The organism is Paenibacillus hubeiensis (assembly GCF_032334105.1).
GTDB classification, from domain to species: Bacteria; Bacillota; Bacilli; order Paenibacillales; family Paenibacillaceae; genus Paenibacillus; species Paenibacillus hubeiensis.
This window is the reverse complement of record NZ_JAVYAE020000011.1, coordinates 181,278-201,142: the sequence shown is the minus strand read 5'-3', so window position 1 is coordinate 201,142 and position 19,865 is coordinate 181,278. Positions and strand designations below refer to the sequence as shown.

General features: G+C 52.8%; 20 protein-coding genes and 1 riboswitch. All 20 genes read left to right on the top strand.

All coding sequences use genetic code 11. The features are described from left to right. The first annotated feature begins 580 nt into the window (after positions 1-580). The 20 genes from prfA (at position 581) to atpG (ending at position 19,829) form a co-directional block, all read left to right on the top strand. Positions 581-1,648 carry a peptide chain release factor 1 gene (prfA, locus tag RSX24_RS23885; protein WP_236413043.1) on the top strand — a complete coding sequence of 356 codons (1,068 nt, stop codon included), beginning with the start codon at positions 581-583 and terminating at the stop codon, positions 1,646-1,648. A gap of 24 nt (positions 1,649-1,672) precedes the next feature. Continuing rightward, positions 1,673-2,560 (top strand): peptide chain release factor N(5)-glutamine methyltransferase, encoded by an 888-nt coding sequence (prmC, locus tag RSX24_RS23880; protein ID WP_236413710.1) that lies wholly within the window; start codon positions 1,673-1,675, stop codon positions 2,558-2,560. Positions 2,561-2,642: 82 nt separating this feature from the next. After that, on the top strand, positions 2,643-3,881 hold the full coding sequence (locus RSX24_RS23875) for an FtsW/RodA/SpoVE family cell cycle protein (RefSeq protein ID WP_236413041.1): 1,239 nt from the start codon (positions 2,643-2,645) through the stop codon (positions 3,879-3,881). Between the two features lie 229 nt (positions 3,882-4,110). Further along, positions 4,111-5,328 (top strand): FtsW/RodA/SpoVE family cell cycle protein, encoded by a 1,218-nt coding sequence (locus RSX24_RS23870; protein ID WP_236413039.1) that lies wholly within the window; start codon positions 4,111-4,113, stop codon positions 5,326-5,328. Between the two features lie 167 nt (positions 5,329-5,495). Beyond that, entirely contained in the window at positions 5,496-6,164 is a 669-nt protein-coding gene (spoIIR, locus tag RSX24_RS23865; RefSeq protein WP_343261984.1) for a stage II sporulation protein R, read from the top strand. 564 nt (positions 6,165-6,728) lie between these two features. After that, the gene (locus tag RSX24_RS23860) at positions 6,729-7,850 is read left to right on the top strand and encodes an L-threonylcarbamoyladenylate synthase (protein ID WP_343261988.1); all 1,122 of its coding nucleotides are present in this window, start codon (positions 6,729-6,731) and stop codon (positions 7,848-7,850) included. A gap of 549 nt (positions 7,851-8,399) precedes the next feature. Beyond that, on the top strand, positions 8,400-8,960 hold the full coding sequence (locus RSX24_RS23855) for a manganese efflux pump MntP (protein WP_236413035.1): 561 nt from the start codon (positions 8,400-8,402) through the stop codon (positions 8,958-8,960). Between the two features lie 284 nt (positions 8,961-9,244). Next, complete coding sequence (locus tag RSX24_RS23850; RefSeq protein ID WP_236413032.1) at positions 9,245-9,817, top strand: low molecular weight protein arginine phosphatase; 573 nt, start codon at positions 9,245-9,247, stop codon at positions 9,815-9,817. A 119-nt stretch (positions 9,818-9,936) separates the two neighbouring features. Next, a riboswitch (ZMP/ZTP riboswitch) is annotated at positions 9,937-10,019 on the top strand. 136 nt (positions 10,020-10,155) lie between these two features. Then, positions 10,156-10,749, top strand: coding sequence for a TIGR01440 family protein (locus tag RSX24_RS23845; protein ID WP_236413031.1), 594 nt, complete (start codon positions 10,156-10,158; stop codon positions 10,747-10,749). 30 nt (positions 10,750-10,779) lie between these two features. Further along, positions 10,780-12,030 (top strand): serine hydroxymethyltransferase, encoded by a 1,251-nt coding sequence (gene glyA / locus RSX24_RS23840; protein WP_290371422.1) that lies wholly within the window; start codon positions 10,780-10,782, stop codon positions 12,028-12,030. 205 nt (positions 12,031-12,235) lie between these two features. Beyond that, entirely contained in the window at positions 12,236-12,865 is a 630-nt protein-coding gene (gene upp / locus RSX24_RS23835) for a uracil phosphoribosyltransferase (RefSeq protein WP_236413027.1), read from the top strand. 42 nt (positions 12,866-12,907) lie between these two features. Further along, positions 12,908-14,065, top strand: coding sequence for a non-hydrolyzing UDP-N-acetylglucosamine 2-epimerase (gene wecB, locus RSX24_RS23830; protein ID WP_343261983.1), 1,158 nt, complete (start codon positions 12,908-12,910; stop codon positions 14,063-14,065). Positions 14,066-14,252: 187 nt separating this feature from the next. Next, the gene (locus RSX24_RS23825; protein ID WP_236413025.1) at positions 14,253-14,507 is read left to right on the top strand and encodes an AtpZ/AtpI family protein; all 255 of its coding nucleotides are present in this window, start codon (positions 14,253-14,255) and stop codon (positions 14,505-14,507) included. Continuing rightward, entirely contained in the window at positions 14,500-14,880 is a 381-nt protein-coding gene (locus RSX24_RS23820) for an ATP synthase subunit I (RefSeq protein ID WP_236413024.1), read from the top strand. The genes RSX24_RS23825 and RSX24_RS23820 overlap by 8 nt, the downstream gene beginning before the upstream one ends. A gap of 40 nt (positions 14,881-14,920) precedes the next feature. After that, a complete protein-coding gene (gene atpB / locus RSX24_RS23815) occupies positions 14,921-15,739 on the top strand; it encodes a F0F1 ATP synthase subunit A (protein WP_236413023.1) in 819 nt (272 codons plus the stop codon). Positions 15,740-15,814: 75 nt separating this feature from the next. Further along, entirely contained in the window at positions 15,815-16,039 is a 225-nt protein-coding gene (gene atpE / locus RSX24_RS23810) for a F0F1 ATP synthase subunit C (RefSeq protein WP_090903513.1), read from the top strand. Between the two features lie 115 nt (positions 16,040-16,154). Further along, a complete protein-coding gene (gene atpF / locus RSX24_RS23805) occupies positions 16,155-16,643 on the top strand; it encodes a F0F1 ATP synthase subunit B (RefSeq protein ID WP_236413022.1) in 489 nt (162 codons plus the stop codon). Then, a complete protein-coding gene (locus RSX24_RS23800; protein ID WP_236413021.1) occupies positions 16,640-17,188 on the top strand; it encodes a F0F1 ATP synthase subunit delta in 549 nt (182 codons plus the stop codon). Before atpF ends, RSX24_RS23800 begins: the two co-directional genes overlap by 4 nt. A 16-nt stretch (positions 17,189-17,204) precedes the next feature. Then, on the top strand, positions 17,205-18,719 hold the full coding sequence (gene atpA / locus RSX24_RS23795) for a F0F1 ATP synthase subunit alpha (protein ID WP_236413019.1): 1,515 nt from the start codon (positions 17,205-17,207) through the stop codon (positions 18,717-18,719). Between the two features lie 240 nt (positions 18,720-18,959). Further along, entirely contained in the window at positions 18,960-19,829 is an 870-nt protein-coding gene (atpG, locus tag RSX24_RS23790) for an ATP synthase F1 subunit gamma (protein WP_236413017.1), read from the top strand. Positions 19,830-19,865: the final 36 nt, after the last annotated feature.

The window sequence follows — 19,865 nt, the reverse complement described above, 5'->3', positions numbered from 1 at the left end:
GGGGACCACAGGGATCGCTTGGTCCACTTCGAACCAAGAGGTTCGATTACCCAAGAATCCCCCACTTCAAGCGAAGGTTAAGTGGTGGGAGTGTTCAAACAGCGCTTCTCTTTCTTGTTCGCTAAACATGGCGACTCAGCTCCTGTGCAAAATAAATGGGCCAGGCTGGTTGGCAGTGGATGCCGGAACGGGCACGGCCATATGATTGTAATATAAGTATAGCGGCGCTGGTTCGTATAGCCAATGAACGCCCTGTGCAAAACCTGAAAAGTATCTATTCAGGATGGATGTAATATGCTATAATTAAGAGTCGTGTACCTGTATTTACTTGTGTGCGCTGTTTCAGCAATGAAAGCGGGCAAACATGCAGCGTACAGGATTCTTTTTTAACCTAACCATCACAAGCAAAGGATTTGATGACGTTGTAGCGAGAGTGTGCGTCAGTCATTGAATGAAATGTTGCGGCAGGGCTTACAAGCAAGGCCCAAGGCATTGTGAACTATAGATTCGAAACATGGAAATGCATGAATGATGTTGCGATAGACGAAAGCGGAACAAAATAAAGCGCGAGGTGACGAAAATGTTGGATAAATTGCAAGCATTGGCTGATCGTTACGAGAAACTCAGCGAGCTGCTGTGTGACCCGGATGTAGCCAGCGACAACAAAAAATTGCGGGAGTATTCCAAAGAACAGTCGGATTTGCAGCCGACGTATGAAGCGTATAACGAATACAAGCAGGCCAGCGAAGATCTCGAAGCTGCCAAAGAAATGCAGGGCGAGAAGCTGGACGACGAGATGCGCGAAATGGTCAAAATGGAAATCGAGGAGCTCACGGCTCGCTTGAAGGAGCTGGAAGAGCGAATTCGCGTGCTTATGCTGCCGAAGGACCCTAACGACGATAAAAACGTCATCGTGGAGATTCGCGGCGCGGCCGGCGGGGACGAAGCGGCGCTGTTTGCGGCCGATCTGTACCGGATGTATACGCGTTATGCGGATACGCAAGGCTGGCGCGTGGAACTGATGGACGCCAATACGAACGACCTGGGCGGCTTCAAAGAGGTCATCTTCCTGATCAACGGACGCGGCGCGTACAGCAAAATGAAATACGAGAGCGGCGCGCATCGCGTGCAGCGTATCCCTTCCACCGAATCCGGCGGACGGATCCATACGTCCACATCGACGGTGGCGGTATTGCCCGAGGCCGAAGAGATCGACATCGAAATCCATGACAAGGACATTCGCGTAGATACGTTCTGTTCCAGCGGCGCGGGCGGACAGTCCGTCAACACGACGAAATCGGCGGTTCGCGTAACCCACGTTCCGACCGGCATCGTAGCAACTTGTCAGGACGGCAAATCGCAGAACTCCAACAAGGAGAAAGCGCTGCAGGTGCTTCGCACCCGGATCTATGACATGATGCGCCAGGAAGAAGAAGCGAAGTACGCGGGTGAACGGAAAAGCAAAGTGGGAACGGGCGACCGAAGCGAGCGGATTCGTACGTACAACTTCCCGCAAAGCCGCGTAACGGATCACCGTATCGGCCTGACCATGCACAAGCTGGATCAGATCATGAACGGCGAGATCGAAGAGATCGTGTCTGCGCTCACGATTGCCGAGCAGACCGAGATGATGGAAAGAGGAGAATAATCTGTGACTCAGGCGAAATTCGTGATGACGCCGGAGCAGAGCTGCCGGGAAGCCTTCGTGGAGGCTTCCTCTTTTTTGGAGAAGTGCGGCGTGACAGAGCCGCACAATAACGCCCGGCTGCTGCTGGAGCATGTACTCGGCCTCGAAGGGGCCGCGTACTACATGAAGCTGCCGGAGCCGTTCCCCGGCGAGCTGCGCAGCCGCTGGGAAACGGCCGTGACGCGCAAGGCCGCGGGCGAGCCTGCGCAATACATCATCGGCAGCCAGGAGTTTTACGGGCTGCCGTTCGAGGTCACGCCGGCCGTGCTGATTCCGCGGCCGGAGACCGAGCTGCTGGTCGAAGCCGTGCTGCGCGCGGCCGACCGCGTGTTTGCCGCCGGCGACGCGGTGCGCGCCGTCGACGTCGGCACGGGCAGCGGGGCCATCGCGGTGACGATGGCCGCGCAGCGCCCGCGCTGGCAGGTAGCCGCCGGGGACATCTCGGCGGCGGCGCTGCAAGTGGCCGCGCGGAACGCGGCGGCGAACGGCGTGCGGATCGACTTCCGTGAAGGCGATCTGCTGGCTCCGTTCGCGGGGGAACGGTTGGACATCCTGGTGTCCAACCCGCCCTACATCCCGGCGGAGGATATCGCCGGGCTGCAGCCGGAGGTGCGCGACCATGAGCCGCGCACTGCGCTGGACGGCGGGCCGGACGGGCTCGCGCCGTACCGGATCATGCTGCGGCAGCTCGCGCTGCTGCCCGCGCCGCCGCAGGTGATCGGCTTTGAGCTTGGCCAAGGGCAGGCGCGCGACATTGCAGCCATGCTGGAGGCTGCCGGACACTGGCCGGAAATCGTCATCGTGCCGGACCTTGCCGGCATCGAACGTCACGTCCTCGGAATTCGCGCTTCGGAACCGGTGACAGAAGTGTAAGATTCGGCGGGTTTTCTTTTTGCCGCGAAATCCTCTACAATGGATATACCGAAGATTGTCGATATTTGGGGGAACGTAACGCATGCTCGATAAATTTAAAAAAATTGATTACACGATCGTCTTTATATTGCTGGTTCTGATGGCGATAAGTATCTTATCCATCTACAGTACAACTTTTGGCCGGCCTAAACTTGAATCACTCACCAAGGGTGCCGTGATGTTTTACATTTTGGGTTTTGTCGTCTTTTTTGGCATCTCGATGATTAACTACAACTTCATTATCAAAAATTACTTGTACATTTACGGTGCCGGCATGGCTTTGCTGGTCATCGTTACTTTCTTCGGTAAGGAGTACTATGGTGCCAAAGGTTGGTTGTCTGTATTTGGTGTCAGTTTGCAGCCTGCCGAGCTGTTCAAGCTCTGCCTGATCGTGTTTCTGTCAGCGCTGCTGGCGCGAAAGCCGAATCGGCGGCTGTATTTCGGCAGGGATGTCATTCCGGTATCCTTGTGCGTATTACCGCCGTTGCTGCTGGTCTTGCTGCAAAATGACTTGGGGAATGCACTCAGCTACGTGGTCATCCTGATCGGATTGCTCTGGATCGGCAACATTAAGTTTACGCATGCGTTGATCGGATTCGTCATTGCGGTTGCTGCTTTTATCGGCGGGACCCAGGCTTATATCCATTACCACGACGAAATCGTCAAGTTTCTGAAGGATATCGGCCGATCGCACTGGGCAGACCGCTTCGATCCTTGGCTTGTGCCGGACCAGACGTCACGGGACGTCTTGTGGCAAACGTATAATGCCAAGCTGGCTATCGGCTCGGGCGGCATTACTGGTAAAGGATATATGCAAGGCACGACCATTCAATCGAATCGCGTGCCTCTGGCTTATGCGGATTCCATCTTTGTACAGATCGGCGAGGAATTCGGTTTTGTCGGAGCGTCCGTACTGCTCTTGTTATACTTTATTCTCATTCACCGTCTTGTACTGATTGCACTGGAGTGTAAGGATCGAGCCGGACCTTATCTCATTGTGGGCATTATTGCCATGCTGCTCTACCAGATCTTCGTTAACATCGGTCCGTTTATTGGTCTGATGCCGCTGACAGGCATCACGCTGCCGTTTATCAGTTCTGGGGGTACTTCGCTTATGTTGAATATGCTTAGTATGGGGATCGCTATGAGCATCAAGGTGCATACCGAGGAGAATGAAGACATTCTCGGCACGACGGAGCAGCCAACCATCAGCGAACTGTTTGTAAAGCTGTTCAAGCGGAAGCGGCCGCAATCTGAGGAAGAACAAGGGGATCTTGCCTGAACGATAGGCTGAGGTGATCCTCTGAACGGCAAGCCACCGTGGGATCGCCCTATCTTCACGGAATATGCATCACAAAATAACCCCGAAAGAAGAAGTGGAGTCATCCGCTCGTTCTTTCGGGGTTATTTCCATTTGTTCATTGTATTGGATATAATAGTGTTGCATCTGGGAAAAATTTCTTGATGCCTATTCCGTTTGTATCGCGTAAAGGTCGAGGGGGAACAACGGCATGTGGAGCTTGTTGAAGAAGATGGATGGCGTTATTCTGTTCGTGCTGTTCCTGTTGATGATATTTAGCGTGGTTACGGTATACAGCGCTGTGCAGGCAAGTCCGGAACTGGGACGCCATCATATAAAGACACTGTTATTTTATGTCGCTGGTTTCGCAGCCGTGTTCGGTATTGGTCTGGTTAACTATAAGCTGTTCATTAAGTATGCGTTCTGGATTTACTGGGTCGGTATTCTGTTGCTGATCCTCGTTCATTTTGTCGGGAATGCCATCAACAATGCCAATGGGTGGTTGCAGATCGGATCGTTCTCCCTTCAACCTGCGGAGCTGTTTAAGCTGGTGCTGATTTTGTTTCTGGCCAAACTCCTGCTGATCAGGACGAAACGGCCGCTTGGCTTCTGGCGGGATGTCGTTCCCATCGGATTGTGGACGTTCCTGCCGTTTGCTTTGGTCATGGCTCAGAACGATCTGGGCAACGCGCTTGGTTACGTTGTTATTTTGGCGGCCGTGCTTTGGATCGGGAATATCAAGCTGTCTCACGCTCTGATCGGTTTGGCGATCATAGGGGGTTCAATATTTGGCTTTGTACAGGCGTATACGACATACCATGATGAGATTTATACGTTTTTGGAAGCGGCGGATCGGGAGCATTGGGCAGAGCGGATCGATCCATGGCTCGTACCGGAGAAAGCGACGGCGAAGGCTTCCTGGCATACGAAAAACGCCGGGCTTGCGATCGGATCGGGCGGCATTACCGGGAAGGGGTACCTTCAAGGAACTTCGGTTCAAAGCGGAAGGGTGCCCTATACGTATTCGGATTCCATTTTCGTGGTCATTGCCGAGGAGTTCGGCTTCGTTGGCGGTTCGGTGCTGCTTCTGCTCTACTTTATCCTGATCCACCGGATGGTGCTGATCGCGCTTGAATGCAAGGATCGGACCGGACCTGTCATCATTGTGGGCGTGATCGGCATGCTGCTGTATCAGGTTTATGAAAATATCGGCGCATTCCTCGGCCTGATGCCTTTAACGGGAATTACGCTGCCCTTCATCAGTTACGGCGGGACGTCGCTGCTGATCAATATGGCGTGCATCGGATTTGTGATGAGCATCAAGCTGTACGGGCATGAAGAGGACGATGATTTTGGTTTTGCGGAACAGAGGAGCGGATTGTGGGGACGGTTAAAAGGCAGGATGGGAACAGGCAAGATGACGGGATGATCCGGACGTGGTTGGTTCAAACGTACGGGAGAAGCGCCGGAATATATATTTTGCAATATTGCTAGATTCGTGAATTTAATAGGTTTACTTTCGTCTCCCCCGGGCATACTGATAGACATGAGAGAGTTGCAGGGAACATGACTACGGGAGCCAAGGGGGAGAACGGGATGAGCAGACGATTCGTGAAACAAATTGGACTTATTATAGCCTGTCTTATGATGGTAATTATGATGTGGGAAGGACAGAAAACGGATGCAGCCGTAGCGGCCGCGAACATTCCGGAGCAATCGATCCGTTTGCGCATTTTGGCCAACTCGGATTCCGCCGGAGACCAGCTCGTGAAACGCGAGATTCGCGATGCTGTCGTTGCCCAGATGGATCAGTGGGTATCGGTGCTGGACAACCCGCAGAGCATCGAGGATGCGCGTGCTGTCATCCGTCGCCATTTGCCCGAGCTGGAGGCGTTGGTGGGAGCGGAGCTTAAGAGTCGCGGGCTGAACTACGATTATCAGGTGGAGCTTGGGGTGGTTCCTTTTCCGACCAAACTGTATGGGGGTACCGTATATCCCGCCGGGGATTATGAAGCAGTGCGCGTAACACTGGGGAAAGGCGAGGGGCAAAATTGGTGGTGCGTTCTTTTCCCGCCGCTGTGCTTCATCGATGCAGGTACGGGCGATGCGTTGGCCAAGCCGACGACGGCGTCTGCCGCCGCTGCTGCCGAGCCTGGAGCTGTGAAAACCGCCGCGTCTGTTCAGGACGCTGCTCCGGAAGCGCGCTTCTTCTTGTGGGATTTGGCGGTCAATGTCTGGAGCTGGGTAACCGGATGGTTTGCTTGATGTTCATATCGATTCAACCGGGACGGTCTCCAAAGTGGGCACTGTCCTTTTTTTACGGCATGCTGCCGCGGCAGCGAGCCCGTCCGGGAGCAGCAGGGATGTGTTATAATTGGGGAACGACGCTGTTACCATATTTGTTGCAGGAAGGAACCTGACGAATATCTTGCGTTTGTAACGAAGAAGGATAAATACTAATGTACTGATGTTTGTTCGAGCGCTGGTGGCGTATAACTATATAAACCACAAAAACATACACACGCTAACGGAGAGGCAGAACCAATCTGAAGAAGCGAGGCGTGCGTATTTATCACCGGATTTTCCCTTAAAGAAAGAGGATTCGAAAAAATCTGGGGATAAGAGCGATCGGAAGATCGTACTGCACTCGCAGTGGCCTTGTGTGATTGATAGTGCGGTTTATATAGTATCCGTGCGAGCGAACATAACCTACTATGAACGTTTGGGAATGATGAATAGATGAACAGAGAACAAGAAGCGATGCAGCCGTTAAGCAATACGAATGGAAATGCAGGAGAGGCGGGCGTTGGTTTTCAACAAGGCCAGCCGATGAAGGATACGGTCATTTGGGACGTGAAGGTGCTGATCAACCCGGAAGATGGGGATGGAAAAAAGGAGAGCGCTTCTGCAAGGCAGCAGGCGCTCGTGGACTTGCAGGCTGCCGCAGCCTGCCTACGTCAAGGGGAAACCGTTGCCTTCCCGACCGAAACGGTGTACGGCCTCGGTGCGGATGCGCGCAGCACGGCAGCGGTGGAAGCCGTATTCGCCGCCAAGGGGCGGCCTTCCGACAACCCGCTGATCGTGCATATTGCCCGCCGCGACCAGCTGGATCCGCTGGTGACGGAGGTCAATGCCACTGCGGAAGCGCTGATGGATGCGTTTTGGCCTGGACCGCTTACGCTGGTGCTGCCTGTTAGAGAAGGCGCGGTATCGCCTCGCGTCACCGCCGGATTGGATACAGTGGGCGTGCGCATGCCGGACCATCCGGTTGCGCTGCAGCTGATCGCGGCGGCGGATTGCCCGGTCGCCGCGCCAAGCGCCAACCGCTCGGGGCGGCCAAGCCCTACGCTCGCGTCACATGTGCGCGAGGACCTGGCTGGCCGCATCGGCGGCATTGTGGACGGCGGCCCCACAGGGGTGGGCGTCGAGTCCACAGTGGTGCAGGCCGGTGACGACGGTACCGTCACCATCCTGCGCCCTGGCGGCATCACGGCGGAGCAGCTGTCCGCCGTGGCCGCCCGCGTCGCCACGGACCCGGGCCTGCTGGCCGAAGGGCCCGGCGGCGACGATCGCCCGGCGCCGCGCTCGCCGGGCGTGAAGTACACGCACTATGCGCCCGTTGGCGCGCTGTGCGTGGTGGAGGGGCCGCCTGATGCGGTGGCGGCCTGGATCGGCGCCGCCCTCGCGGAGGCGGCGCAGCGCGGGGAGCGCACCGCAGTGCTGGCGTTCGCCGAGCACGCGGAGCAGTACCGCGCCGACGCAGTGTTCTCGCTGGGCGAAGCCAGCGAGCTGGAGGAAGCTGCGCGCAGGCTGTACGCCGCGCTGCGCAGCTGCGATGAGCAGGGCGCCACGTATATCGTGGCGGAAGCCTGCTCGCGCGAAGGGCTTGGCGCAGCCGTCATGAATCGGCTGCTCAAGGCGGCGGGCCACCGACTGATTCAGGTCGGATGACCCGCCGGGAGCGGCCCGCGGCGCTATGCTCGGGTGCGCCGCACCGCGCTTTCGCGGCTCCGCCGCAGCATGCCCGGTCAGACGCATCACCTCCAGTCGCCTCGACCTCGCCCGTGCTTACAGGGCATGCACCACGCTTTGTTCTGCGCCTGCCCGGTCGGTCTGCCGCACCCCGTTACGTCCCGTCCAGCTCTAACGAACCCTGGTCACGTTATTTGGCGCGAAATAGCGCTCGTGATTGTGCAGCGAACCTGAAGCACGCTATGGGATATGAAATGGCGTGTAGAAGGCCACTTTCAGCGAAATAACGTTACTGAAGCTCGTTAGAATTGGAACGGTCATCATTTTGATGAAATAAGACTGCTGATGTTCGTCAGCGCCCTGATTACATCCTCCATCCGCCCATTCCTTCCCGAACGGCGATAAAGCGAATCGTTTGGCCCGACGCTGCCGGGTTTCCGGCAGCCTCTTTAATTATCCCTGGTCATGTTTATGGCCTTGTCCGCATATCGTGTACAAGAATCTTTTACGGGACATGGGGGAATGGGGATGTGGGATGTATCTGCCCATGTGGGGCAGCTGGTAACCATTTTGATCATGGCTGTGGCTCTTGGGCTGGATGCCTTTTCTCTGGGGATCGGCATCGGCATGAAAGGCATACGGTTGCGGGATGTGCTGAAGATCAGCACGGTGACGGCCTTGTTTCACGTCATCATGCCATTGATCGGCATGGTGACGGGCAAATACGTCAGTGCCCTGTTGGGAGACATCACGACATATGCGGCGGGTGGCTTGCTTATTTTGCTGGGTGGGCATATGATCTGGAACGCTTTTCGGGAAGGAGATACCAAGCTGGTTGATCACCGTACCATGCTGGGGGTCACGTTATTCTCGTTCAGCGTAAGCATAGACTCGTTCTCGGTTGGCGTATCGCTGGGCATGTTTAGCAGCAATTTGTTGCTCACCGTGCTGGCATTCGGGATTTGCGGCGGCGTGATGTCCATCATGGGCCTTTTGCTCGGACGGCGTGTCAGTCAAAATCTTGGCGATTACGGCGAGGCTGTCGGGGGAGCGATCTTGTTAGCTTTCGGGCTGCTTTTTATTTTCTGAACGTTGTGCGGTGTACATGTTTTCAACAGGGCTTAACATATCCTATAATAGCAAGAAAGCATCGATAGAATGGGTCCGGTTTATTCGAATATGAAAATATATCGATGGATGCTTGGTCCATAGTTTCATAAAGCATCCGAGTACTGCATGTGAAAGCCGATATTTCAAGCAACAAACGGTTAATCGTAGTTCGCCTGTGCAAAAAAACGCTTCGTTAGCGTTTTTTACGGAATTTATGGCGTTATTCATATATGGACATCATTTTGAATGGGGAGGCTTGCACGATGAAACATATTTTGTTTGTATGCACCGGAAATACATGCCGCAGCCCCATGGCTGAAGGACTGATGCGCAAGCTGGCAGCCGACCGGGGGATCGAGGTGGAGGTGCGTTCCGCCGGGGTTGCGGCGACGACGGGTATGCCGATTTCCCATCATGCGGAAGCGGTTTTGCGGGATCATGACGTCCGCGGCCCCGAACACTCCACGCAGCTGAATGCCGATCTGATCGAATGGGCGGATCTTGTGCTTACGCTGACCAGAGGGCACAAGCAGCATGTTATTCAAGTGTTTCCAGACTCGGTCCACAAAACGTATACGCTGAAAGAGTACGTGGAAGACGATGAACAGGTTATGAACGACTTGCAGGAACTGGACAGCCTGTTCGCCACGCTGGAGATGAAACGAGCGCTCGGCCAGGAAATTTCGGCAGACGAGCGCGAGCGTGCCATCGAGATTCGTCAACGTATCCCGAGCTTTGACATCTCCGACCCGTTCGGCGGGAGCCGGGATGATTACAATGTGGCCGCAGCTGAAATTCGCACCGCGCTGGACCGATTGCTGGACAAACTGGAATAGCGTCTGCAGAGCATAAGGCTGTTGTTCGTCAAGATGGGATGACATTGTCAAACAGGACATCGAGTGTAAATTTCCCGTTGATTTTAAGCGCGGGTTGATTTATGATGAAATGGAAAACAGGGATCTGGTGTAACTGGCGACAAAAGTGGGTTTAACCACGGTGGAGCACCAGAACAAACGGCCGGTCGCCTGGGCAAAAGAGCAATTCTGCGATACCCGCAGACTGCTCTTTTTTCGTATTTCGTCCGTTTATTCGCTATAATGGTACCTGAAATGCCACGCATGCATGCGAGACAATCCAGAGGAAGCAGGGCATGATTTAATCGGGAGGCGATAGGATGACAACGGAGTTGGATTCGCATCAACCCGGATTGCAGGAGCAGACCGCAGCGGTGTTGCGTGAACTGGCGATTGCGGGCAAGCTTGGGCCTGGGCAGATCGTGGTGATCGGTACCAGCACAAGCGAGGTTGCAGGCAAACGGATTGGTACGGGCGGTGCCTTTGAAGTTGCCCAGCAGCTGCTTGACGGTATTCGCGAGGTACAACAGGAATTCGGTTTCGACACGGCGTTTCAGTGCTGCGAGCATTTGAATCGTGCTCTGGTCATGGAACGTTCGGTGTTGACGCGCCTTGGATTGACCGAGGTGGGAGCCGTTCCGGTGCCAAAGGCAGGCGGCTCCATGGCAGCCGCGGCCTATCGCTCGCTGGCGAAACCATGTCTGGCTGAACATGTGCAGGCCCATGCGGGGGTGGACATCGGAGAAACGATGATTGGCATGCATTTGCGCCATGTTGCAGTACCTTTTCGCACGACTCTTCGCTATATCGGCGAAGCGCGGGTAACGGCCGCGTTGACCCGGCCCAAACTCATCGGCGGGGAACGCGCGGTGTATCGTTTGGACGAAGAGCTTGATTCAACATTTTGTGACTGACTAACTTCATTTATAAACGGGAGGAATTTAATCATGGAACAATTGCGCAAGAGTGACCCGGCAGTACTGGAAGCGATGAATCTCGAATTGAAACGCCAACGCAACAACATCGAGCTGATCGCATCCGAGAACATCGTCAGCGAAGCGGTAATTGAAGCGATGGGTTCTGTACTTACGAACAAATATGCCGAAGGATATCCGGGCAAACGCTACTATGGCGGATGCGAACACGTGGATATCGTTGAGGATATCGCGCGCGATCGCGCAAAAGAGCTGTTTGGTGCGGAGCATGTTAACGTACAGCCCCATTCCGGTGCGCAAGCGAACATGGCGGTATATTTGGCAGCGCTGAAACCAGGCGACACCGTGCTCGGCATGAACCTGGCCCATGGCGGACACTTGACGCACGGCAGCCCGGTCAATGCATCCGGTTTGTTGTACAATTTCGTGGCTTACGGCGTACAGGAAGACACGTTCATGATTGATTACGACGAAGTTCGCAAAGCGGCATTCAAACATCGTCCCCGCCTGATCGTTGCCGGTGCAAGTGCATATCCGCGCACGATCGATTTCGAAAAACTTGCCGCCATCGCCAATGATGTAGGCGCGTTGTTCATGGTCGACATGGCTCACATCGCAGGCCTTGTGGCTGCCGGATTGCATCCAAGCCCGGTTCCGCATGCTCATTTCGTAACGACAACGACGCACAAAACGCTGCGCGGACCTCGCGGCGGTATGATTCTGTGCCGGAAATCGTGGGCTGCGGCGATCGACAAAGCCGTATTCCCTGGTTCCCAAGGCGGGCCGCTGATGCACGTCATCGCATCCAAAGCGGTAGCCCTTGGCGAAGCATTGCAGCCTTCTTTCAAAACATATGCTCAAAACGTCGTGAAAAATGCGCAAGTTCTGGCTGAAACGCTCATCAGCGAAGGCTTGAACATCGTGTCCGGCGGTACGGACAACCACTTGATGCTCATCGACACTCGCAGCGTGAACATCACGGGTAAAGAAGCGGAGCATGTGCTCGATTCCATTGGTATCACCGTCAACAAAAACGCCATTCCTTTCGATCCGACCAGCCCGTTCATCACAAGCGGCATCCGGATCGGTACGCCTGCGGCAACGTCGCGCGGCATGGATGAGGAAGCGATGGTTGCGATCGGTAAAATCATTGCCAAAACGTTGAAAAACCCGAAAGATACAGCGATTCTGGATGAAGCGCGCAGCGAAGTAACGAAGCTGACCGACAAATTCCCGCTGTACACTGACCTGAAATACTAGAATTTACTTCTTCAAGGACCGGACACTATGTTTCCGGTCCTGTTTTTGTAGGATTCGTTTTTCTGTAATGATTCGATGTCCTTGGAGGGTGTAATTCGGTGTGGGTGATGATATAATATACAGGATTTATCGGGCCGGATGAATGATCGTCAGGCGATATTGGATAAGCTGTACATTGAAGAACTTACCGGAGGGACAAATTAAGATGCGAAAATTGGTAATATGTGATCATCCTTTGATTCAACACAAACTGACGTTTATTCGCGACATGCGTACAAATACGAAAGATTTCCGCGAACTCGTGGACGAGGTAGCCACATTGATGGCCTACGAGATTACGAGAGAGATTCCGCTGGAATCGATCGACGTTCAGACTCCTGTTGCCCAAACGAAAGGAAAAGTGATTTCGGGCCGCATGCTCGGACTGGTGCCGATCCTTCGCGCAGGCCTGGGTATGCTGGATGGCGTCGTGAAATTGCTGCCTGCAGCGAAGGTTGGCCATGTCGGCTTGTTCCGTGACCCGGAAACGCTGCAGCCTGTCGAATACTACACCAAACTGCCTACGGATGTGACGGAACGCGAGTTGATCGTGATCGACCCGATGCTGGCCACCGGCGGATCGGCCATCGCGGCGATTGACGTGCTCAAAAAGCGCGGCTGCACCCAAATCAAAATGATGAACCTTGTAGCAGCACCGGAAGGCGTAAAGGCTGTTCATGATGCTCACCCGGATGTGGACATTTACGTGGCTGCATTGGACGAGTGCCTGAATGACCATGGATACATCGTTCCCGGACTGGGAGATGCAGGAGACCGCCTGTACGGCACAAAATAAGCGCACGTCTCTGTGCGGTAGTAGAAAAGGGGCTTTGCTCGAATGTCCAACAAAATCAAAGTAATGACGATTTTCGGCGTGCGGCCGGAAGCGATCAAAATGGCTCCGCTCATTTTGGAACTGCAGAAGTATCCTGAATCGATCGAGTCGATCGTGTGCGTAACGGCACAGCATCGCCAGATGCTGGATCAGGTTCTCGAGGTGTTCAACATTAAACCGGACTACGATCTGGATGTCATGAAAGAACGTCAGACGTTGAACGAAATCAGCATCCGCGTATTGCAAGGGCTCGAACCTGTACTTCGCGAAGCGAAACCGGATATCGTATTGGTTCATGGGGATACGCTGACGACGTTCCTGGCCAGTTATGCCGCTTTCATGCAGCAGATTCAAGTGGGTCACGTGGAAGCTGGGCTTCGGACATGGAACAAGCTTTCTCCATATCCCGAAGAGATGAACCGTCAGCTTACGGGCGTATTGGCAGATATGCATTTTGCGCCGACGGACTGGTCTGCCTCGAACCTCGCCAAAGAAAATAAACCGGAGTCTAGTACCTACGTCACAGGCAATACGATCACGGATGTGTTTCAATATACAGTACGGCAGGGTTATACACATCCGGTACTTGATTGGGCGCAAGGCAAACGCCTTGTGCTGATGACAGCTCACCGCCGTGAATCCCAAGGCGAGCCTCACCGCAACATTTTCCGGGCCGTCAAACGGATTGCCTACGAGTTCGAAGATATTGCCATCGTGTACCCGGTGCATCCAAGTCCTGCTGTGAAGGAGCCGGCTCACGAAATTTTGGGAGATCATCCCCGAATTAAACTTATTGATCCGCTAGACGTAGTGGATTTGCATAACTTTTACCCGCATACTCACTTGATTTTGACCGATTCAGGCGGTTTGCAGGAAGAAGCGCCTTCGTTTGGCGTGCCTGTCCTTGTTCTTCGGGATACGACGGAGCGTCCCGAGGGCATCGAAGCTGGCACCCTGGAGCTTGTCGGGACGAGTGAGGAACGCGTTTATGAACGGACGCGGGCTTTGCTAACGGACGATACACTCTATGAAAGCATGAGTCAGGCTGCTAATCCGTACGGTGACGGACAGGCTTCGGAAAGAATTGTCAATGCGATTTTGCACCATTTTGGCAGGAAAGACGAAAGACCGGAATCATTTCACAGAAAATTCAAAAAATAATTTACTTTTTTTGTTCGATTCACGAAGGGTACAGCATACAGTTAAACTGTACGGTTTACGCGGGTTTATGGGCTTTTGAGGGCTTATAAATCCGTCGTTTTACCCTTTAAAACGCTAAAATCATTCAATTGACAAAGGCTCTCATCATTCAGTAAAATTAACTGGGATTGCAAGGGTGGCGTGGAAAATGGCCGATTCGAACAAACCAAATTCATCCCGTAACCATGACGATAACGTGTGGAAAGCGATGGGGCTCGTGACAGCTTTTGGGATCGAGATTGCCGTCCTCGCCGTTGCCGGATATTTCGTCGGCTCCTGGGTAGACAAGACCTTTGGAACTACCGGAATATGGACCGCCGTAAGCGTTCTCTTTTTTCTGGCGGCAGGCGGCGTGAGCATCTACTTTATCGCGAAAAAATTCATGGGGGAAAGTGATGAGTGAACTAACCAGACTTCGCAAATGGATGACAGTGTGCGTTATGACCATCCTCATGATCTGTTTCCTGATTGCCGCATTGTTTCCCGACATCCAGACGATCGCAGTCGGACTGGCTTTGGGCGTAGGCATCAGCTGGATCAATGCTTCCTATCTCGGACGCAAAGTGAGGATTATGTCGGAAGATGCGGCTGGGGGTAATTTGAAGAGGGTAAATCTGGGATTTTTGACAAGGGCGGCACTTGCGGTGCTCGGTGTTTTTCTGGCGATGCGGTATCCGCAGTACTTCAATACATACGCGGTCGTGGGTGGCCTCGTCTTTGCGCAATTTTCCCTCCTATTTATAGGGATCATCTTATCCCGCAACACAGAATCATAGAACTGAACCGAATTGAACGCGAGAAAGGGGTGAGAAAAATATGCATGAAGCTCCCATTATTGATCTGGGTGGATTCAGACTGGACTTGTCGGTTGTACTGATGCTGGTGGTGACTAGCTTAATCGTCTTTATCATTTGTAAACTGGCGACAAGAAACTTGTCTGTAGACAACCCAGGTAAAATGCAGAACTTTTTGGAATGGGCCATCGAGTTTGTTCGCAACCTGATCTCGAGTACGATGGACATGAAGAAGGGCCAGCATTTCCTTACTCTGGCAACAACCATGATTATGTTTATTTTTGTGGGTAACATGCTTGGGCTTCCTTTTGGGGTAGTCACTGGCATGACTGATGTAAGTCAGGCACAGATTGCGGGTCAACCGATCGTAAGTGCTGTCGAAGCATTCAACGAAGCGCATGAGAAAGATCCGAATGCTCACCCTCACATTGAGATTGCTTGGTGGAAATCACCGACCGCAGACCTTTCTGTGACGATGGGACTGGCACTTATTGCGTTTGTGATCGCTCACGGTCTGGGATTGTTCAAAAATACTAGAGCGTATCTCAAACACTACTTCCAGCCGCATTGGTTGTTCTTCCCGATTAACATTATCGAGACGGCATCCAAACTGTTGACACACGGAATGCGTTTGTTCGCAAACATCTTTGCGGGCGAGGTTCTCATCTCAACCATCATGAAACTGACGGCTTTCAAATGGATTGGTGCAATTGCGGCGATCCCGCTGTTGGCTGCATGGCAAGGATTCAGTATCTTTATCGGTGCCATTCAGGCATTTGTCTTCGTAGTACTGATGATGGTTTATATTTCACAGACCGTCGAGTCTCACGACGAACATTAAGATTCAAGTCCAAACGGATTAGCCCTGCAGGACTGAACTATAAAATTTAACGATTATTCTAAGGAGGATATACAAATGGGAGCAATGGCATTATTGGCAGCAGCAATTGTTGCAGGATTGGGCGCACTTGGCGCAGGTATCGGTAACGGTTTGGTAATCAGCAAAACAGTTGAAGGGATCGCTCGTCAACCGGAAGCGAAATCCACGCTGCAAACAACAATGTTTATCGGGGTAGGTTTGATCGAGGTATTGCCGATCATCGGTGTGGTTCTGGCGTTCATTTTCTACGGCGCGGCTTAATAAAATCAATGCAGGTTTGGCGGGGAAGGCCACAGCCATCCGCGCCTTCTTTTTAGGTAGCGTCCGTAAACCCGGAAATGCAGCCTGAGGATATCTCCAGGAAGGAGTGAACAGATTGAGTTTCGTATGGGAAAATACAGTTCTGGCGATCATCGCTTTTGTTATTTTATATTGGCTGCTTAGCCGTTATGCATTTGGCCCGCTTTTCTCCATCATGGAGAAACGTCGCGAACTCGTAATGACGCAGATGAATGAGGCTGCGCAGACTCGTGATCAAGCTCTTGCCTATGTTGAGGAACAAAAGAAAGCTTTGGAACAAGCGCGCAAAGAAGCTTACGATATTATCGAGCAGTCCAAACAAACCGGAAACAAGCAAGCCGAAACGATTTTGGCCGATGCCAAATCCGAAGCGAATCGCCTGAAAGACGATGCAGTGCGTGAAATCGAAAGCGAGAAAAACAAAGCGGTTGCGGCATTGCGCAGCGAGCTGGGCTCTGCTTCGGTACAGATCGCTTCCAAACTGATCAAAAAAGAAGTTGAGAACGGTCCTGCACAAGAAGAGCTTGTGAACCAATACCTCAATGAGGTAGGGGGCAGAAAATGAGCCGCGATACGATTGTTGCCAAACGTTATGCAAAAGCATTGTTTGAAGTGGCGCAGCAGCAACAACGCGTGCTGGAAACGGAGCAAGAGCTGCGGGCGGTTGTTGTTGCACTGACCGGGGATAAGGAGATCGGCAAGTTTATCTCTTCTCCTAACATTTCGGATGAGGCAAAACGGAATGCGCTGCACGCCAGCCTTGACGGTAAAGTGTCTGAGTCCGTCCTGCGAACTGTCCTGCTCCTGATCGAGCGCGGACGCGTTGATTTGCTGGATGCTCTGCTGAGTGATTACGTGAAGATCGAGGGAGAGTCGCTGGGCATTGCCGATGCGCTCGTATACTCGACTTATGCGCTGAATGAGGAAGAAAAACAAGCGGTTGCTCGCGAATTCGGCGGCCGTGTCAATAAACAGGTACGTATTGAAAATATCGTTGATCCGAGCCTCTTGGGCGGATTGAAAGTCGCCATTGGCGATACGATCTATGACGGCAGCTTGTCTGGCAAGCTCGAACGTCTTGAGCAGTCTTTTAATAGACGAGTACAGTAGATTGGGGTGAGGACACTTGAGTATCAAACCAGAAGAAATCAGTACATTGATTAAAAGCCAGATCGAACAATACAAAAACGACATCGATGTCGTTGAAGTAGGTACGGTTATTGAGGTCGGCGATGGTATTGCCCGTGTATACGGACTTGAGAACGTCATGTCCAACGAGTTGGTTGAGTTCCCAAGCGGCGTAATGGGTCTCGCCATGAACGTTGAAGAGAGCAACGTCGGTGTCGTTATCCTGGGACCTTACTCCGACATTCGTGAAGGTGACCAAGTTAAGCGTACAGGTCAAATCATGCAAGTGCCTGTTGGTGAGGCATTGATTGGACGCGTTGTGAATCCGCTCGGTATTCCGGTGGATGGCAAAGGCCCAATCGCAACGACGGAATTCCGTCCAGTGGAAGGCCGTGCACCAGGCGTAATGGATCGTAAATCGGTTCATGAGCCGATGCAAACGGGGATCAAAGCGATTGACGCTATGGTTCCAATCGGTCGCGGTCAACGTGAGCTGATCATCGGTGACCGTCAAACAGGTAAAACATCCATCGCGATCGACGCGATCCTGAACCAAAAAGGCAGCGGCATGAAATGTATCTACGTTGCTATAGGTCAAAAACAATCTACGGTTGCGCAGGTTGTTGAAACGCTGCGTCGCAGAGGCGCAATGGAATACACGATCGTTGTAACGGCATCGGCTTCCGATCCGTCACCGCTCCTGTACATCGCTCCTTACTCCGGTTGTTCCATGGGTGAGTACTTCATGTACAAAGGCGAGCACGTTCTCGTTGTATATGATGACCTGACCAAACAAGCGGCAGCATACCGTGAGTTGTCCTTGCTGCTTCGTCGTCCTCCAGGCCGCGAGGCTTATCCGGGTGACGTATTCTACTTGCACTCCCGTTTGCTGGAGCGCGCTGCGAAGCTGAATGATGAGCTTGGTGGTGGTTCTTTAACCGCGTTGCCATTCATTGAAACACAGGCTTCCGACGTATCCGCATATATCCCGACCAACGTAATCTCGATTACGGACGGTCAGATCTTCCTGGAGTCCGATCTGTTTAACGCAGGACAACGTCCGGCGATCAACGTGGGTATTTCCGTATCCCGTGTCGGCGGTTCCGCTCAGATCAAGGCGATGAAAAAGGTTGCAGGTTCCCTGCGTCTCGATCTCGCCCAATATCGCGAGTTGCAGGCGTTCTCCCAATTCGGCTCCGATCTGGATAAATCCACGCAGGCGCGCCTGAATCGTGGTGCTCGCATGATGGAAATCCTGAAGCAAGGCGTAAACCAGCCTCTGCCTGTAGAACAACAGGTAGTCAGCTTGTATACGGCGGTCAAAGGATATCTGGATGAAATCCCTACAGGCGACGTAACTCGCTTCGAACGTGAATTCCTGGCGTTTATGGTGAGCTCGCACCCTGAGATTCTCCAATCCATCGTGGACAACAAAGATTTGACTGCAGACAACGAAACGGCTCTGAAAGCTGCGATCGAGCAATTCAGAAAAAGCTTCGCTGCCTCGCACTAATATAGAAATGCAGCTGCGGAGTTGATATTACGATTCCGCATGTCTGCGTGTACCGACTTCAATATGTAGTCCATATGAGAAGTTTTGACGCTGTGAAAACTTGATGTTGAAGCTTTCGAAGTAACTTTGGCTCTGCCAAAGTTAGGCTTATGCTTACGAAGTAGTTTTGACTCTGTCAAAACTTGAGTTTATGCTTTCGAAGTAACTTTGGCTCTGCCAAAGTTTTAAGGTGGTGAAATCATGGCAAAAGGCATGCGCGAAATCAAGCGGCAAATTAAGAGTGTGCAAAGTACAAAGCAGATCACCAAGGCGATGGAAATGGTTGCGGCAGCCAAGCTGCGCAAAGCGCAGGAACGAGCTGAAGCAGCACGCCCTTACTCTGAGAAGTTGAAAGAAGTTGTGGCAAGCATTGCTACGAGCACCAAGGGGATCAAACATCCGATGCTTGACAGTCGTCCGGTGAAAAAGACGGCTTATCTGGTCATCACATCAGATCGCGGTCTTGCGGGAGGATACAATGCGAATATTTTGCGTTTGGTCAATCAAACGCTTAAGGAGAAGCATAAATCCAAGGATGAGTACGCTCTGTTCGTCATCGGCCGCAAAGGGCGGGACTACTTCAGACGACGTGATATCGCAATGGCTGCAACTACAACCGACTTATCTGATTCACCTGCATTTGCGGATATCAAATCGATCGCACATGAAGCGGTTCATGGATTTGAACTGGCTGAATTCGATGAGTTGTTCATTTGCTATAACCGCTTTGTGAATGCATTGACCCAGATCCCTACGGTGGACCGTCTTCTTCCGATGGAAACACCAGAGGTATCCACGGCAGGAGGCCCGGTGGCTAGCTGCGAATATGAGCCATCTCCTGAAGCTGTGCTCGAGGTGCTGCTCCCGCGTTACGCGGAAACGCTCATCTACGGCGCGCTCCTGGACGGTAAAGCAAGTGAGTTGGGTGCGAAGATGACAGCCATGGGTAATGCAACCAAAAATGCATCCAAACTTATCAATGATCTGTCATTGACCTATAACCGTGCCCGTCAGGCAGCAATCACGCAGGAAATCACGGAAATCGTGGCAGGTGCCAACGCACAAAGTTAAAGATGCATTCTCATTTCTTTCAAAGAAGTGGGAGCA

Coding starts and splice junctions, on each gene's coding strand:
- RSX24_RS23870 (WP_236413039.1), top strand. CDS start 4,111: ATGTGGAGCTTGTTGAAGAAGATGGATGGCGTTATTCTGTTCGTGCTG.
- RSX24_RS23800 (WP_236413021.1), top strand. CDS start 16,640: ATGAGCCGCGATACGATTGTTGCCAAACGTTATGCAAAAGCATTGTTT.
- RSX24_RS23845 (WP_236413031.1), top strand. CDS start 10,156: ATGACAACGGAGTTGGATTCGCATCAACCCGGATTGCAGGAGCAGACC.
- RSX24_RS23875 (WP_236413041.1), top strand. CDS start 2,643: ATGCTCGATAAATTTAAAAAAATTGATTACACGATCGTCTTTATATTG.
- upp (WP_236413027.1), top strand. CDS start 12,236: ATGCGAAAATTGGTAATATGTGATCATCCTTTGATTCAACACAAACTG.
- RSX24_RS23820 (WP_236413024.1), top strand. CDS start 14,500: ATGAGTGAACTAACCAGACTTCGCAAATGGATGACAGTGTGCGTTATG.
- RSX24_RS23860 (WP_343261988.1), top strand. CDS start 6,729: ATGAAGGATACGGTCATTTGGGACGTGAAGGTGCTGATCAACCCGGAA.
- RSX24_RS23850 (WP_236413032.1), top strand. CDS start 9,245: ATGAAACATATTTTGTTTGTATGCACCGGAAATACATGCCGCAGCCCC.
- wecB (WP_343261983.1), top strand. CDS start 12,908: ATGTCCAACAAAATCAAAGTAATGACGATTTTCGGCGTGCGGCCGGAA.
- spoIIR (WP_343261984.1), top strand. CDS start 5,496: ATGAGCAGACGATTCGTGAAACAAATTGGACTTATTATAGCCTGTCTT.
- atpB (WP_236413023.1), top strand. CDS start 14,921: ATGCATGAAGCTCCCATTATTGATCTGGGTGGATTCAGACTGGACTTG.
- RSX24_RS23825 (WP_236413025.1), top strand. CDS start 14,253: ATGGCCGATTCGAACAAACCAAATTCATCCCGTAACCATGACGATAAC.
- atpE (WP_090903513.1), top strand. CDS start 15,815: ATGGGAGCAATGGCATTATTGGCAGCAGCAATTGTTGCAGGATTGGGC.
- atpG (WP_236413017.1), top strand. CDS start 18,960: ATGGCAAAAGGCATGCGCGAAATCAAGCGGCAAATTAAGAGTGTGCAA.
- RSX24_RS23855 (WP_236413035.1), top strand. CDS start 8,400: ATGTGGGATGTATCTGCCCATGTGGGGCAGCTGGTAACCATTTTGATC.
- prfA (WP_236413043.1), top strand. CDS start 581: ATGTTGGATAAATTGCAAGCATTGGCTGATCGTTACGAGAAACTCAGC.
- prmC (WP_236413710.1), top strand. CDS start 1,673: ATGACGCCGGAGCAGAGCTGCCGGGAAGCCTTCGTGGAGGCTTCCTCT.